Annotated in this window: 8 protein-coding genes; 7 read left to right on the top strand and 1 reads right to left on the bottom strand. The window is 40.4% G+C overall.

What is annotated here, in order from left to right:
- Positions 1 to 227 precede the first annotated feature (227 nt).
- The 5 genes from M1E86_RS02235 to M1E86_RS02215 all read left to right on the top strand — a co-directional run bounded on the left by M1E86_RS02235 (position 228) and on the right by M1E86_RS02215 (position 6,467).
- On the top strand, positions 228 to 1,037 hold the full coding sequence (locus M1E86_RS02235; protein ID WP_125895244.1) for a protein bax: 810 nt from the start codon (positions 228 to 230) through the stop codon (positions 1,035 to 1,037).
- Positions 1,038 to 1,378: 341 nt separating this feature from the next.
- The gene (locus tag M1E86_RS02230; RefSeq protein WP_213914414.1) at positions 1,379 to 2,797 is read left to right on the top strand and encodes an MBOAT family O-acyltransferase; all 1,419 of its coding nucleotides are present in this window, start codon (positions 1,379 to 1,381) and stop codon (positions 2,795 to 2,797) included.
- Positions 2,784 to 3,953: an SGNH/GDSL hydrolase family protein gene (locus M1E86_RS02225; protein WP_213914415.1), complete on the top strand. Its 1,170-nt coding sequence runs from the start codon at positions 2,784 to 2,786 to the stop codon at positions 3,951 to 3,953. The genes M1E86_RS02230 and M1E86_RS02225 overlap by 14 nt, the downstream gene beginning before the upstream one ends.
- Positions 3,925 to 5,151: an SGNH/GDSL hydrolase family protein gene (locus M1E86_RS02220; protein WP_125895237.1), complete on the top strand. Its 1,227-nt coding sequence runs from the start codon at positions 3,925 to 3,927 to the stop codon at positions 5,149 to 5,151. Before M1E86_RS02225 ends, M1E86_RS02220 begins: the two co-directional genes overlap by 29 nt.
- A 497-nt stretch (positions 5,152 to 5,648) precedes the next feature.
- The gene (locus M1E86_RS02215) at positions 5,649 to 6,467 is read left to right on the top strand and encodes a helix-turn-helix domain-containing protein (RefSeq protein ID WP_213914416.1); all 819 of its coding nucleotides are present in this window, start codon (positions 5,649 to 5,651) and stop codon (positions 6,465 to 6,467) included.
- 72 nt (positions 6,468 to 6,539) lie between these two features.
- Here the strand turns inward: M1E86_RS02215 and M1E86_RS02210 are convergent, their stop codons facing one another.
- The gene (locus tag M1E86_RS02210) at positions 6,540 to 14,042 is read right to left on the bottom strand and encodes an Ig-like domain-containing protein (protein ID WP_213914417.1); all 7,503 of its coding nucleotides are present in this window, start codon (positions 14,040 to 14,042) and stop codon (positions 6,540 to 6,542) included.
- Between the two features lie 223 nt (positions 14,043 to 14,265).
- On the opposite strand from M1E86_RS02210, the gene M1E86_RS02205 reads away from it, so the two are divergent.
- Positions 14,266 to 14,721 (top strand): hypothetical protein, encoded by a 456-nt coding sequence (locus M1E86_RS02205; RefSeq protein WP_125894988.1) that lies wholly within the window; start codon positions 14,266 to 14,268, stop codon positions 14,719 to 14,721.
- 1 nt (position 14,722) lies between these two features.
- Positions 14,723 to 15,592, top strand: a complete 870-nt coding sequence (locus tag M1E86_RS02200; protein WP_213914418.1) for a hypothetical protein — start codon at positions 14,723 to 14,725, stop codon at positions 15,590 to 15,592.
- The last annotated feature ends 1 nt before the right edge of the window (position 15,593 follow it).

Raw genomic sequence — 15,593 nt, 5'->3', positions numbered from 1 at the left:
AAAGCCCCAGTACTACGGGAATAAACAATTTAATTTATTATTCTTCATGTGAAAATATACCAATAGAAACTTTACACCATTTAAAATCAATTGATTCATAATAATGCAAAAAAGTCTACAAAATAATACAGAAGTTTCCCTAATGTCACCCGGATAAATGTAGCTCGTGAAAAATTAATCTGCTAATATTCGCTCGAATTTTGTTCAGAGATACTTAGGAGAAGCAAATGCCCTCTCGAACGATGAGGACAAACGCCGTCTTCGCTTTCTTATTTTTACTTTTATTTTCGAGCCTGAGTATGGGCTCCACCAGTACCAGCACAATGCTCAATAAAGAGTATACTAATAAAACTGTGCAACAGAATGTAAGTCAGGCTAAAACCTCACTTCCTGATTTACGCAAATACCCTTCTGGTACGCCTCGAAAGAAAGCATTTTTGAAAACGGTTGTCCCTGTTATTGAAAAAGTGAATAAACAGATTATGGCTGAACGTACTTGGTTATTATCAGTACGAGCTAACAAGAAGTGGAGCGCCCAAGAGTTGCGCCGTCTTGAACAAATCTGTAATAGCTATGGTATGAAATGTAGTAATCCAAAACGTTTAAATTGGAACAAACTATTGAGTCGTGTCGACATCATGCCAACACACTTAGTTGCAACACAAGCAGCAACAGAGTCTGGTTGGGGGACATCACAACTCGCTCTGCAAAACGGTAACTTATTTGGTATGCGCTGCGGTAGTGGCTGCCAGACCAAAAAAGGAAAGATTAAAGGCTATTCTACATATTCTTCTGTAGAAGATACCGTGACTGCTTATATGAAAAACATGAATACCCATAACGCTTATGAATCTCTACGAACTTCACGAGCAAAACAGCGTTTATCAAAAGATGAGCTGGATACGAAAAAGCTAATTAATGATATGAAAGGGTACTCAGAGTTAGGTTCAACCTATAACCGCTATTTACAAGAGATGTACGCGAGTAATGAAGAATTGATTACACAAGCTCAACAAAGAGCAGCCACTCGCATTTAATGTTGTATCACCAGGTACAAGACATAAAAAATCCACTTCGTTAAGTGGATTTTTTTTATCCCTCACAAACCGCATTGAACTTACTTTACTCATTCAACCAATTTAATTTTTAGATTTACTCTATTGCTCTAAATAGTTCGAGTGATGGCGAGGTGGCAAGAGAGGATATCCCTAGGAGCATACATAAGTATGTGACTAGGGTAGCTGAACGTAGCCAACAAAGTCACTGCTCGAAATATGACGAGCAATATGACAAGCAATATTCTGATTGCATAGAAAAAGAGATCAAATATCATATACCCTAACCTTCTAACAAAATAATTAACATCTTTGAGTCTAATATGAATTTCTTCTCTTTTGAGTTTCTTGGCTCTTTCTTGATTTTTTTTCTTATTTATTGGGGTTGTCAGCCCAGTGCAAAACTACAGAATGGCTTATTAATCACTGCTAGCTATTTTTTTGTTTATTCATTTAGCCCTGACTTTGCTTATATTTTATTTAGCTACACACTGATTATTTATTTGCTTACCAATGTGGCAACTAATTGGCTTTCGAGTAGATGGATATACGGTATTCTTACCGCGGTCATTGTTGGCTTCTTTACCACCTTTAAATATTACTCATTCTTCCAAGAGACTATTCAGCAGACTCTCGACAAATTTGGTTTTAGTGTTGGTCTTCCTATATTGGAAATACTTGCACCACTTGGGCTGTCCTTTTATGTATTCCACTCAGTCAGCTATACCGTATCGGTTTGTCGAAAAGAAATTCCTAAAGCCGATTTCTTTGACGTGACATTGTATCTTGCATTTTTTCCGAGTATTGTCGCTGGGCCAATCAACCGCGCGAAGAACTTTCTTCCCCAAATACAAGCGGAAAGCCGTGAGGTTTTAGATCCTCGAAAAGCCATATTGCTTATCTCATTAGCGCTAGTGAAATTGTTTTTATTTAGCTCGTACTTGTCTGAAAACTTTGTCAACCCAGTCTTTGACGCTCCCGTGGGTTACAGTGCGGGGGAGATCCTAGTAGCAACCTATGCGTATGCTTGGAATATTTACTTTAACTTTTCCGGTTATACCAATCTGGTGACAGGTATCGCGTTATTATTAGGGTTCAGGGTCCCTGTTAACTTTAACGCCCCTTATTTAGCTGCAAATTTAAAAGAGTTTTGGGCCCGTTGGCATATCAGCTTATCGACCTTTATTCGCGACTATGTTTATATTCCTCTTGGCGGTAACCGTAAAGGTTTTAGCCGTATGAACACCAATGTATTCCTTGCGATGGTCATTTCAGGATTATGGCACGGCGCAGCAATGACATTTGTAGTTTGGGGAGCCATTCATGGATTAGGGATTGTGTTACTTAATCTCAAGAATTTATGCATGGAAAAACTAGGATGGACCCAAGTGATCCCGAATAAGACATTATCAGTTTGGGTATCACGAATTATAACTTTCCATTTCGTTTGTTTTGCGTGGATTTTTTTCCGTAGCGCCTCATTTGATGATGCACTGTTAATGGTCAATCAAATCATTGCCCCTGGTTTTATCGCTTCTATTAATGCAAGCTTAGGGTTATTAGTCGCATTTTGGCTACTGCTGATTGCCTACCCTTATTTTGTACAAGGCTACCATTATGTGGCAAAAAAATACCAAACCGTTCCTTGGTATTATTACCCTATTCCACTCGCGATCATTCTAACCATTATGTTTATGCTTTCTCCTTCAGGTATGCCGGGGTTTATTTATGCTAACTTCTGAGTTTAAAAATACCCTAATCAAGGTTGGCCAGATTTTATTTATTGTCCTAATTGCTGGCCTATTATTAGTTTGGTTGAATCAAAGCTCGCTAGAGCGATTTTGGCAACAAAAATATCACCAAGATACCCCATGGGCGAAAATGGCAGGTAATCCTATCTGGGATTATGGCGCTTACTTACATGATGGCGCGCTTGAGGCAGGAAGCCTATTCACTTACTACGCATCAGGACAAAAAGCGCAGGAAGACAAACAAGCCGCGGCGCTCGCACTCGCCAATAAAGATAAAAAACTCAATTTCCCCAAAGAGTTTCAAATTGGTCTTCACTTCGTAAATGGCTATATTTATCCGGCTGAAAGCTTATCGGTTACCTTCCCTGAACGGCTGAAACGACCACAAGCTTGGGAGAAAAACCAGAAAATTAGCTTTGGTGGTTTTACAATCAAGAAAGAACAGCCAATAGTGGCAAAACATATTGCCAATATCGAAAAAGGCCAACAAGTTCTGTTTACGGGGGACTCCATGATGCAAGGCGTCGCTCCACATGTTAAAAACATGCTCTTGAAAAAATATAATATCGATAGCATTAATCTAAGCAAACAAAGTACAGGGCTGGCATATCCACGCTTTTTTAATTGGCCCCAAACCATTGCCAAGGCATTGAATGATAACCCCAACATTAAGGTTTTAGTGGTTTTTTTAGGGCCTAACGACCCTTGGGATATGCCCCCACAAACGGGTTCTAAATACGTCAAATTTAAAAGTGAAAATTGGGAAAAAGTGTACCGTGAGCGGATTAATGATATAGTATCAACCGCTCGCCAGCACAATGTTGATGTTATTTGGGTTGGTCCACCTAATATGCGTAAAAATGCGCTCTCCGATGGTATGAAATTCTTAAGTAGCCTCTACCAATCTGAAGTTGAGAATAACGGTGAAATTTACTTTTCAGTCAATGATGTCTTTAAATACCAAGGCGACACCTATTCTGACTATATCGGTGATGCAAGCAGTACAATTAAATTGCGAAGTGGTGACGGGATCCATTTCAGCGGAAAAGGTCAAAAATTGATCGCTGAAAAAGTATTCTCACTCATTCATTTCGAAGAAGAGGAAGAAAAGGAACCTCATGAAACTGAACAAACTGTGTCAAGCTAAGTCCAAAATATTGGCGGGTGGCGTGATTGCGCTTTTGTCGCTGGGCTTATTGTCTTGCCAGAACACATCAGACAAAACTCGCAAAACTAGCTTGCCTAAAAGTCAGCCAGCGGTTACACAAGGACAGTTGGTCAATAACGCAGAGCCTAATTTGCCACAGTTGGCGAATAAGTTGCGCCAAGGTAACCAGCAAGTACACATCGTCCAAATTGGTGATTCACACACTGCTGCTGACTTTTTCAGTGGCAATTTAAGAACATTGCTTCAGCAACGTTATGGTGATGCAGGCCCAGGTTTTATTCCGCCAATTTCAGTACCAGGACAACGAACAGCAACCATTAACCGTATGAGCGAAAAGAAAGAGTGGTCACTGGCTTCAAGCCGTAAAGATGAACGCTTTGATTACCCACTCGGTGGGCTAATCGCCGAGCCACAAGCCGCTAATAGCAAAGTGGTGCTCAAGCCTTTACAGCCTGCGTTAGGGGCTTATCAGCTACAAACTCTATACCAAAGCACAGGTGATTCACAAATGCGTGTTGCTCCTGCGGTTTCCCCTAACGTGGCATTGCCCGCTACAGGAAATCAATGGGTATTTTCGTCGCCTGTCAATACCCAGCTTCCAGCTCAAGTTACCGTTAATAAAGGAAATGGGCTAAAAATCGGTGGATGGTTAGTGCGTTCACAAAAGCCAGGAGTTATGCTTTCCGCGCTGGGGCTCAATGGTGCAACATTGAGTATGGCAGATAAATGGCAGCCACAGTGGAGCGAAACCTTAGCACAAATGTCCCCTGACATGGTGATTTTAGCCTATGGAACCAATGAGGCTTTTAACGATACGTTAGATTTAGCCGCTTACGAGCAAAATTTGCGCGCTAAAATTCGCTTAATTCGCCAACAAATGCCAAATAGCGTTATTTTACTTGTCGGCCCGAATGATTCACTTAAATTTAATGATGCAGCGAGTTGCCAAGCTCAAATGCCAGTGAATTTAACGAGCGTGATTCAAATTCAAAAGGCGGTGGCCGCTCAAGAAAATACGTTATTTTGGGACTGGCAAGCCTTTATGGGTGGCCCTTGCTCAATTCGCACATGGGCAGCACAAGATTTAGCCCGACCAGACAATGTGCATCTCTCTGCCGAAGGTTATAAGAAGAGTGCGCAAGGGCTATATAGCCAGTTAAGCCAACTATTAAATTAATTATTGGTTTAACACACAATAAGGCAGCGGTATCTTCAATGCCCCTGCCTTTTTATTTGCACTTTTTTTATATTTATCGCCTGATCGTTGTCATTTCCCTTTGGCTTTTTTCTTACTTATCTTCTTATTATCCTAAAAATTCAATTCCGACATTAAATTTGGAATGACTATTTTAAATAAAAACAATATGTTAAAAACACAGTTCTCGGAATACTACTGACTAATTGCGAATTCATTGTTCCCTCTAAAAAACATAAAAAATCGTGACCATTAATTAAATCAATATCCCCTACATAAAATTAGTATCCCTACGTTCCTTTTAATAAACCACCGCTAACGTTGATGCTTATTAAATCAGGAGGTAATAGCAAATCGTATTTTAGCTTATACAAGCTAATGGTTTGTTATTAACAATATGGAAGCCGTGAACAATTCTTTGACACAACCAGAATAACTTTACGGTAGCAATCGTAGACAATATTTATTTAGGTTCAAAAATGTCGACTAATTTCTGTGTGAAATCGTTTCATTCTTATATTGAAACCCTATCCAATAAAATAAAAAATAGCTTTTATCTAACGCACTCACTACTATTTAAAGTGAGTTCAGGTGAAATTGAAATGCGGATAGAAGAAGGCCCATGGCAAACGCTGACAGTCTCAGATATCTGTTTTCTCCCCAAAGGATCTTCAATTGAAATAATCAATCGTGATAATCACAATCGACTGGCTATCGATGTCCTTCCAATGACCACAGATATGTTGAAATCCTTTTATCAACAGCATGCCGAATTGTTTATTAATAAGAAAAAAAACGTCTCAACAAGCCAAATTTGTTGCACTGGCTTGCATGAAAACCCGATTATTGAAGATGTATTTCACTCTGCGATTAAAGAAATTAGCGCCCCTAGCAACCATAATGTGATTCATATTCATTTAAATTTTATTCTGTCATTTTTTTTATTAGTGAATGAATTTACCTCTACATTGTATGCATCAATAAATATTTCGATAAAAGACAAAGTGTATGACTTAATTTTTCATAGCGCTGGAAAACAGTGTCATACCCTAGATACTATCGCGAAAAAACTCCATATGAGCTCTTCAACCCTTAAACGAAGGCTCGCCAGTGAATATACGAATTTTTCCAAGATTAGCTTAATGTCCCGAATGAATAAAGCGATGATATTATCGAGAACGGAAAATATGCCGATGACACGTATCGCCCGAGAAGTCGGCTATGATGATGTCCCTTATTTCTTACTGGCATTTAAAAGTTTTCATTCCCAACCAAACCTTAATTACCCTCTGCTTTAATACCCGATATCTCTTCACATCATCTCCTATCGAAACTTGAGCCTCACCATTTCAGGGTAAGGCTCCGTTTGACTAAAAATAGTGATTATCAATATCTAGTGGTACCAATGTGGTATCTATCGGAGGAATATCAACATGAGTAACATCACTATTATCGGTTGGCCCTGGAGTTACGGTTGCATCTGGTAAATCAGAATAAATCGTAATACTCCCTTTAACCTGTGCCTGATTTCCAGCCTGATCATATACATTGACTTCATAATCATAAATGCCATCCTTTAATGGGCTATCCATCGAGATTTCCCATCGGCCCACTTCATTTGATTTTTGCTGATAGGTTTGATTATCAATCGTCAGAAATACCATGGTATCTGCCTCTGTTACACCACTGAACTTTGGCGTATTGATACTGGTAATTTCATCCTGTTTATCCGCTGTATTCGTTGAGTCATCTAAATTCCCACTCAATTCAGGTGATTTAGTATCTATGATGACTTGCCCTGTTTTTACCGCGCTATGACCGACTTTATCCTTCACCTTAATAAGGTAATCATAAGCGCCATCACTCAGAGCCTCTGTTACAGGAATTGTCCATACCCCTTTTTCATTGGCGCTCTCTTGGTATGTTTTTTGGTTGATAGTGATCTCAACCAATGCATTAGGTTCTGTTATTCCACTGAATTTTGGCTGATTATGGTTAGTTACGCCATCATTTAATAAACCTGAGTCAGTCATTGGATCTAGGCCGTATTCCGTTATCTCAGGGGGTGTCGTGTCAACGGTCACTGTTCCGGTTAAACGTTGTGTACCAATGTTACCCGCAATATCCGTTACCTCAATTAGATAATGATAATCATCATCTTTTAGTGCATCAGGTAAAGTAAACGCCCACTCACCGCGTTCGTTCATCTTAATATCGGTATAAACCCGTTGACCAATCGTTAACCGTACATGAGTTTCAGGCTCTGCAATTCCTGCAAAAGTCAGGTTAGAGACATCGGTTAAAATATCCTGTTGAGTCGTCAAGCTAACAGGGTTTACAACACCGCCAATCAGGTAGTCAGGCGCTAATGTATCAATCACCAATTGCCCTGAAACTTGGCCTTTAATCCCCTGAATCTTATCATTTGCAAAAATAACATACTCATGAAGACCATCACTCAATTCAATATCAACAGGGAGCGTCCATTCGCCTTTCTCATTGGCAGTAGCGACAAACGTTAAAGAAACTTTGTTATCGAAAACCAATCGAATTTCTGCATTTGGTTCAGTAATTCCACTAAATATGGGCTTATTGATATTGGTACAGTTATCGCCCTTAGCACCGGAGTCTAAATCAGGTTCGAGCTCCCCAGTCACTGAGGCAACTGTTTTTACAACAAAGTTATCGGATACTTTGTGCTGGTTTATTTGTCCAAGCACATCTTTAGCTTCTATTTCATAAAAGTATGTGCCATCAGCAAGTGACTTTTCTGCAGGTAATGTAAACTGCCAGTTCCCTTCATGATCAGCAGTCGTATGGTAAATATTTCCATTGATCGTCAAACTGACGTCTGCATTGGCTTTAGTTTCTCCGCTAAACGTGGGTTGGCTACTATTCAAGACATTAGTCCCATTCAGCATCTCATTCACTTCCCCAGTTAATTCTGGAGGCGTAATGTCATACACCAAATCAAACTCAAACTGCGTTTCACGATTAACTAAATCCTTTGCCGTAACCGATAGTTTAATATTTTCACCATCCTGAATACCGACAGGGACAATATCATTGGGTAATTGTATTTGCCAAATCCCCTGATTATTGGCTTTTGCCGTACCCAGTATTTTTCCATTTGTATCTTTGATGGTAACCAGACTGGCAACACTTGTTGTCCCCATCAGTGTTAAGTCATTTTGGTTGAAAAGTAGTTTGCCGTCTTTTTCAGAAACGAGTTGCTTACCATTCACGCCAAATTCAATACTTGGAGAGACATTACCAGACTCATCACTGAGCACTTTAATTATCACCTCATGTTCAGTTTTATTACCGGCGATATCAAAAGCCGTTATTTTTGCCACATGCTCACCGTCAGGTAAGGCTAATTCATTAGCAAACACCGTTTTAGAACCATTGTATTTATTTTGTAGCTTATTATGCCGCGTTGTTTTTCCATTCACGCTGATCAGGTAATAATCCATGTTTCCATGATAAGTGAAAACCAATTTAGGATCCGCGACATTCGCAACTTTTGTGCCTGCATGAAGCTGCTTATCAACAATCTCGAAGCCATTAAATACGGGTTCTGTCGTGAGTATATTGAGAGTTGTTTGTCCTACTGAAACGGTGCCATCATCTTGAACAAAAGTAATATGGTATGCGCCATCCCCTTTAATAGGCACTTCGAAACGCCACTCTCCTTTCTCATTTGCTTGAATAGGATAATTATGACCATTTACTTTCGCTGAGATCGTGCCACCGGCTGTTATTTTACCCTTATAAACAGGTTTCTTATGATTGGTGTAGTGGTTACCGATTTGGCCAGAATCCGTATCTGGGTCAAGGTAAAACTTAAAGTCACTGATAAATACAGAAGAAGAAAACTCCCTTACCGAACCATAAACATCTTTAAATTTAAGCGTATAGGGAACTTCTCCTAGTGGAAGTTGAACATCATCGGGGACCTTAAAACTCCATGAAGTTCTGCTTTTACCAAAATCTACTGAGTAGTTTTTCCCGCCAATAAAAATGGTTCCTTTAAGTTCATCCCTATCAGACGATCCTGAGATCCCCCCTTGTAACTTCGGTGAACGACTTGAACTCAGTAAATTATCAACTTCTCCTGTGCTACTCGACTCTGCAGCCACTTGAAAACCCACCTTTAAAACACTGTCCTTTATTTGAATGCCTTTTTCCTCAATCGCCTTTTCTACCGTCAACCCAGCTGGAGACGTAGCGATTAATGACATATGATCAAGGTCATAACGGCGATCTTCTTTAAGGAAACCTGAAGGTAAGCGAAAAGACCAATTTCCATCTTTATCAATATCGGTGATGGAAAAAATATGCTCATCTTTCTTACTTAATCTAAATTTAAATTTTAAACTTGCACCCGGGGTTACCTTTCCTGTGAATGTTGCTTCTAAGTCATTCGTCGATTTCTCACCATAGAATTTACCTTTCGTCCAAGGTGAAGCCAGAGCTGCATCCGTTATCTCTGGTGGATTTGCATTAATTATCAGTGTACCTATTCTTTCAAATTGGTTATCTGCCGCATCCGTAACGGTAATTTTATAATCACCCGTAAAGTTTTTTGGTAATTCATTGGAAAGCTTTAAGCTCCATTTGCCATTATTATCGATAGTCGTTGGAATCGACTCATTATTTAATTCCAATATGACTTTACACCCCGGCTCTCCTTTTCCCGTAAATACAGGGTTGCGATGTGCAGTAATAAAGTTTCCTTTCGTTCCAGTATCCGTTTCTGTACTTAATTCAATCGTGGACACCGGAGCAGTGGTATCAATAAATATATTTCCAGAGATATCTGTTGTTTGTCCATTTACTGGGTGTTCAGCCGTTACAAGGTACTGGCTATTTCCTTCCGCTAGCTCTTTGACTTGAATTTCCCAGTTACCAGTCACTTTATCAGCCACAGCCGGAAAACTTTCATTCCCGATCACCAGTGTAATGTTAGCCCCTGCAGTAGCAACTCCGGTAAACTTAGGCGCTTTGATATTGGTGATATAGTCACCTTTCTTTCCACTATCATACGCCGCACCTAATGTAGCGATAAGCGTCGGAAGCTCCGCATTCCCCCCCTCTAATGAGGGAGGTAGGTACGTAAAGCTCTGATTAATTGTATTTTGGTTACCTGCGGCATCTTCTGCGACAACCTTGTAGTGGTTATCCTTACCGACATCCGCATCGACATCAAAAGTCAGAGACCATTTTCCTTGGTTATCTGCATAAACCGTTTTAATTTTCCCTTTAAACTCAGCAGTAATTTTACTTTCAGGGTCGGAGGTACCACTAATTTGAGGACGTTTTAGGTTAGTTATCAAAGCATTCGAATTCTCTTGGCTTGCCAGATCTAAGCCTGCGTTCAGGGCGACGTGGCTATCTACGGTAAATTGCCCCTTAGAGGTTCCGGTATTTCCAAGGGTATCTGTCACTTTAACCTGATAATCATACACACCGTCTTGCTTCACTGCCGGTAATGGCACTTCCCAGTGCCCGTCTTTATCCGAAGTGGCGCTGTACTCCTGCCCCGCAAAGTGGATCATGACCGTCGATTGCGGTTTGGTTTCCCCTTCCAATATGACGGCTTTTTGTTGGGTGATATAATCACCTTTGCTACCCGAATCACTGCTCTCACTCAGTTTAGCTTGTGCAGCGGGGGGAGTGGTGTCTACCCATACCGTCTCGCTGATTTTTTCGCTATTTCCAGCAATATCGGTGATTTGCACTTTGAGTGGGTGACCTCCCGACGTAACTAACGACGTCGCTATAAACGACCAAGCACCCTGCGCATCTGCCACCATTGAGTAACTTTTTCCACTCAATGAAACCTGTATTTTGGCGTAAGGCTCGGATTGCCCTGACAGCATAGGGGTCAATTGATTAGTGATAAAATCAGACTGATTATTGAGTTGTAAAATTGTGGGCTGCAATGTGGTTTTTATCTGTACAGACTCCGTGATCACAACCTCATTACCTGCGACATCCGTGGCTTTCACCACATAATCATATGTACCGTCTGTTAACACTTCTTGAGCCGCCACCGCCCAATCTCCATGGCTGTCAGCAAATGTTTTTAGCTGTTGCCCATCAATCGTCAACTCAATACGGCTACCCGCTTCGGCTTTTCCCGTAAAGTGCGGGCGCGTCTCTTTGGTGACTTTATCGCCAATATCGCCACTATCAGACTGCACATCAAGGTCAGCAGATAAGCTATCAACCTGAGAATCTACGGTGAATTGCCCCTTAGAGGCTCCGGTATTTCCAAGGGTGTCTGTCACTTTAACCTGATAATCATACACACCGTCTTGCTTCACTGCCGGTAATGGCACTTCCCAGTGCCCGTCTTTATCCGAAGTGGCGCTGTACTCCTGCCCCGCAAAGTGGATCATGACCGTCGATTGCGGTTTGGTTTCCCCTTCCAATATGACGGCTTTTTGTTGGGTGATATTGTCACCTTTGCTACCCGAATCGCTGCTCTCACTCAGTTTAGCTTGTGCAGCGGGGGGAGTGGTGTCTACCCATACCGTCTCGCTGATTTTTTCGCTATTTCCAGCAATATCGGTGATTTGCACTTTGAGTGGGTGACCTCCCGACGTAACTAACGACGTCGCTATAAACGACCAAGCGCCCTGCGCATCTGCCACCATTGAGTAACTTTTTCCACTCAATGAAACCTGTATTTTGGCGTAAGGCTCGGATTGCCCTGACAGCATGGGGGTCAATTGATTAGTGATAAAATCAGACTGATTATTGAGTTGTAAAATTGTGGGCTGCAATGTGGTTTTTATCTGTATAGACTCCGTGATCACAACCTCATTACCTGCCACATCCGTGGCTTTCACCACATAATCATATGTACCGTCTGTTAACACTTCTTGAGCCGCCACCGCCCAATCTCCATGGCTGTCAGCAAATGTTTTTAGCTGTTGCCCATCAATCGTCAACTCAATACGGCTACCCGCTTCGGCTTTTCCCGTAAAGTGCGGGCGCGTCTCTTTGGTGACTTTATCGCCAATATCGCCACTATCAGACTGCACATCAAGGTCAGCAGATAAGCTATCAACCTGAGAATCTACGGTAAATTGCCCCTTAGAGGCTCCGGTATTTCCGAGGGTGTCTGTCACTTTAACCTGATAATCATACACACCGTCTTGCTTCACTGCCGGTAATGGCACTTCCCAGTGCCCGTCTTTATCCGAAGTGGCGCTGTACTCCTGCCCCGCAAACTGGATAACTACTGTCGATTGCGGTTTGGTTTCCCCTTCCAATATGACGGCTTTTTGTTGGGTGATATAGTCACCTTTGCTACCCGAATCGCTGCTCTCACTCAGTTTAGCTTGTGCAGCGGGGGGAGTGGTGTCGACTAATAGGCTCTGAATAGATATGCCCTGATTTCCTACGCTGTCTGTTACCTTAACCTTCAATACATGTGAACCATCCGCTAGATTATTATTGATGGTGAGTGACCAATCACCTTGCTCATTGGCTTTGGCGAAATACTCTTTTCCAGCGACCTGAACGATGATATTGGCGTTAGGATCTGTTTTTCCCGACAACATTGGAGTCACTTTATTGGTCAAGAAAACCGCTGAGTTATCAAGTAGTGCACTTGCATCGGGCAGGGAGGTTTTGATGGTCACAGCCTCGGTGATAGTTTTTTGGTTACCCGCTACATCCACTGCGGTAACCTGATAGGTTGATACCCCATCAGCCAATGGTTTCTCGACCGTAATTCGCCACCCGCCCTTATCATCAGCGACTGTCGATAATGTTTGTCCTGCAATCGCTAGTGTTACTGAACTGCCAGCTTCGGTTTTCCCAGCAAAAGTAGGAACCTGATTATTCGTTTGTCTCCCCCCTAACATTTCGATATTCGGATGCCCATCAAGACTAACAGAGAGGTTATCAAGCTGCGTGTCCACTTCAAATTGGCTGTTCACCGTCACAGTCTTACCGCCACCGGAGGAAGCCACTAATGAATATTCATATATCTTATCTTCTAACGGTTCTGTAATTTTTAATGACCACTTCCCGTCTTTATCTGCAGTGACCGGATATTTCTTATTATTAATTGTGAGATAAGCCTGACTATCGGGAGAGACAACCCCTGTCAATGTCGGAGTATTAATATGGGTAATATTATCGCCCTTTCTCCCTGAGTCAGACTCTTCACTGAGTTTCCCCTGAATAAAAACCGGTGTAATCGGTTTAGATATTAAAGGGGCTGTTGCAGGCTTATTTGCAGACTGAGAGGATGATGACGAAGTACTTATTGGCGTAGCCACGGGGGCGGGTGGCGGAGAAAAGCTTAAGTCGTTGTCTTCTCCCTGTGCTTTTTCTGCTTTGTTTTTTTTATTTAGCTGTTTTTTCGCTTCTGTCAGCTTTGTTAAAGATGAACTAAGTAATATCTCTTTTTCGTCATTCTCCGAAGACAAGGCCTGAAGTGTCTTTTCTAATTGTTGATTTTTTTGATTTAACTCTGCCAGTTTTTGACTAAATCTTTGCTCCTCGTCTTGTCGGTCATTATCTGGCTGCTCCTCACTGTCTACTTGTTCACTCATATTTTTTGAGTCTTGATTGTCCGTATATTCGACAACATCACTCGTTAATTGCTCTTTGATATAAACAGCATCGGCCCCCACGTTTAAGGTTATTGATGATAGAATCTCATCTTGTGAAAGAATCGCTCCTTGCTCAGTCAATAGTGTCATATTTCCTAAAATAACTTCAGACAACCCATTTTTAATGTTCTCAATAGAACCATCAGGCTTAGTTACAATTAAATCAAGCCCTTGGACTTTAAACTTTTGGATTTCTATGTTTTTTAATTTATCGGTAATAGTTTTATCTGTCATGTTCTATATCATTATATTCATAAATGGAGTTATCAGCTAACAATCACACGCTGCCGTTAATGAAACCAATTATATCCATTTAATTAAAAATAAAATGTCATTTAATATAAAGTGGTCTGACATTCTTTTTTTTTGAGCTCAAATTCCAGTGAGTTCATTTAAATTGCGATTATAATAAAAGCATGAATTAGCAAAGTCGTTTTTAAATTGAAAGAGTCAAACAATGGAAGATGATAATGAGAACTCTGATGAAGAACTAGCCCCGATGGTTGACGGGTTAAGTGGGACATTGTGCATAATCATTTTAGTTTCTATGGTTTTTATTTTTAGCGGAATGAAAACTGCAGAAACCTATATTAATTATGGAGAGTTAAACTTTGAAAAAATACAAATAGACATACCGAATAAACGCCTTTATTTTAAAGGTGGAATTCATTTATCAAACAATGATATTTCTTTAATAAAAAACGAAATATCCAAAAACAAAAGCAATAAAATAATTATCAGTGGCTACATCAACGATAAAGTCAGTCACAGCAAAGAAAAAAACACCTATAACCTTCTTTATATGGCATCAATAATTAAAAATCTGGGTATTGATAAAGAAATTGTTCTAAAAAAAGGAACAAGTGAATATTGCCCCGGTTGGAACTCATGCATTTATTGGGATTACAAATAACATGTATTATCTTGGATTATTTTTTTATGCAGCAACATTTGTCGCTTGCTTTTTACTGCAATCGGTACGTGAAATGGTTCAGCAATGCCTATTGCTTGCTCCTGAAATCAGTTACACCATGATTGGGATTTATATTTATCCTTTAATTATTTTTTTATTTCATCGGTTATTCAATAGGAATAAACAAAGTCACTATATATTACTTTCGAACCAAACTAAATTATCCGCATCCGTCACTGTATCATTAGGATTAATTGGAACATTCATTGGGTTAACAGGGATGATCACTGCGATTTCGGCCTCCCTTGGAGGAGATGGGGATATCTCAGAAAAAATGAATGCCATGATTTCATCTATCTCATTGGCACTTAATTCAATGTCTTTTGCATTCTTAACGTCCATTCTTGGGGTTTCTATTTCTGTTCTACTGTTAGTTAGTTTGAATTTTTTTCATTTCTTTTACCAAAAAGAAACTAAAAAAACGAAGCAGCACGCCTCTGCAAACTACTCTGAAGAGCTTAATCGCATTCAAGAAACACTGAACACATTACAGAGTGTGAACATCGGTATGGCGCAAAAAATGATTTCTGTGACCGATAATAATGAACTTGCGGCAGATATTTCTTCACACCTCTCAGCTTTATCCATCACAACACAAGATCACTTAGCCGTTCTACAGTCAATAAAAGAAGCTGACGACGATTGGAAAAGAAAATTAGCCATCTACTTACTAGAAGAAAAAATAAACAAAAGAAATGACAATGAAAAAATATCAGAAGAAATATTAAAGATAGATCAAACAACACAATGGCTAAAAGAAAATACCATTGAGAGCAGAAAAAAACTATTAACCGTATTATCAATGGAGTAAA

Origin of the sequence: Providencia sp. PROV200 (assembly GCF_049901995.1) — a bacterium.
In the GTDB taxonomy this organism is placed as follows: Bacteria; Pseudomonadota; Gammaproteobacteria; order Enterobacterales; family Enterobacteriaceae; genus Providencia; species Providencia rettgeri_E.
The sequence above is the reverse complement of the archived record's forward strand: the minus strand, read 5'-3'. Positions and strand labels throughout refer to the sequence as shown.

What these genes read in the sequence shown, in the direction of transcription:
- M1E86_RS02205 (WP_125894988.1), top strand. Translation starts at nt 14,266, where the DNA reads ATGGAAGATGATAATGAGAACTCTGATGAAGAACTAGCCCCGATGGTT.
- M1E86_RS02210 (WP_213914417.1), bottom strand. Translation starts at nt 14,042, where the DNA reads ATGACAGATAAAACTATTACCGATAAATTAAAAAACATAGAAATCCAA.
- M1E86_RS02220 (WP_125895237.1), top strand. Translation starts at nt 3,925, where the DNA reads ATGAAACTGAACAAACTGTGTCAAGCTAAGTCCAAAATATTGGCGGGT.
- M1E86_RS02200 (WP_213914418.1), top strand. Translation starts at nt 14,723, where the DNA reads ATGTATTATCTTGGATTATTTTTTTATGCAGCAACATTTGTCGCTTGC.
- M1E86_RS02215 (WP_213914416.1), top strand. Translation starts at nt 5,649, where the DNA reads ATGTCGACTAATTTCTGTGTGAAATCGTTTCATTCTTATATTGAAACC.
- M1E86_RS02235 (WP_125895244.1), top strand. Translation starts at nt 228, where the DNA reads ATGCCCTCTCGAACGATGAGGACAAACGCCGTCTTCGCTTTCTTATTT.
- M1E86_RS02225 (WP_213914415.1), top strand. Translation starts at nt 2,784, where the DNA reads ATGCTAACTTCTGAGTTTAAAAATACCCTAATCAAGGTTGGCCAGATT.
- M1E86_RS02230 (WP_213914414.1), top strand. Translation starts at nt 1,379, where the DNA reads ATGAATTTCTTCTCTTTTGAGTTTCTTGGCTCTTTCTTGATTTTTTTT.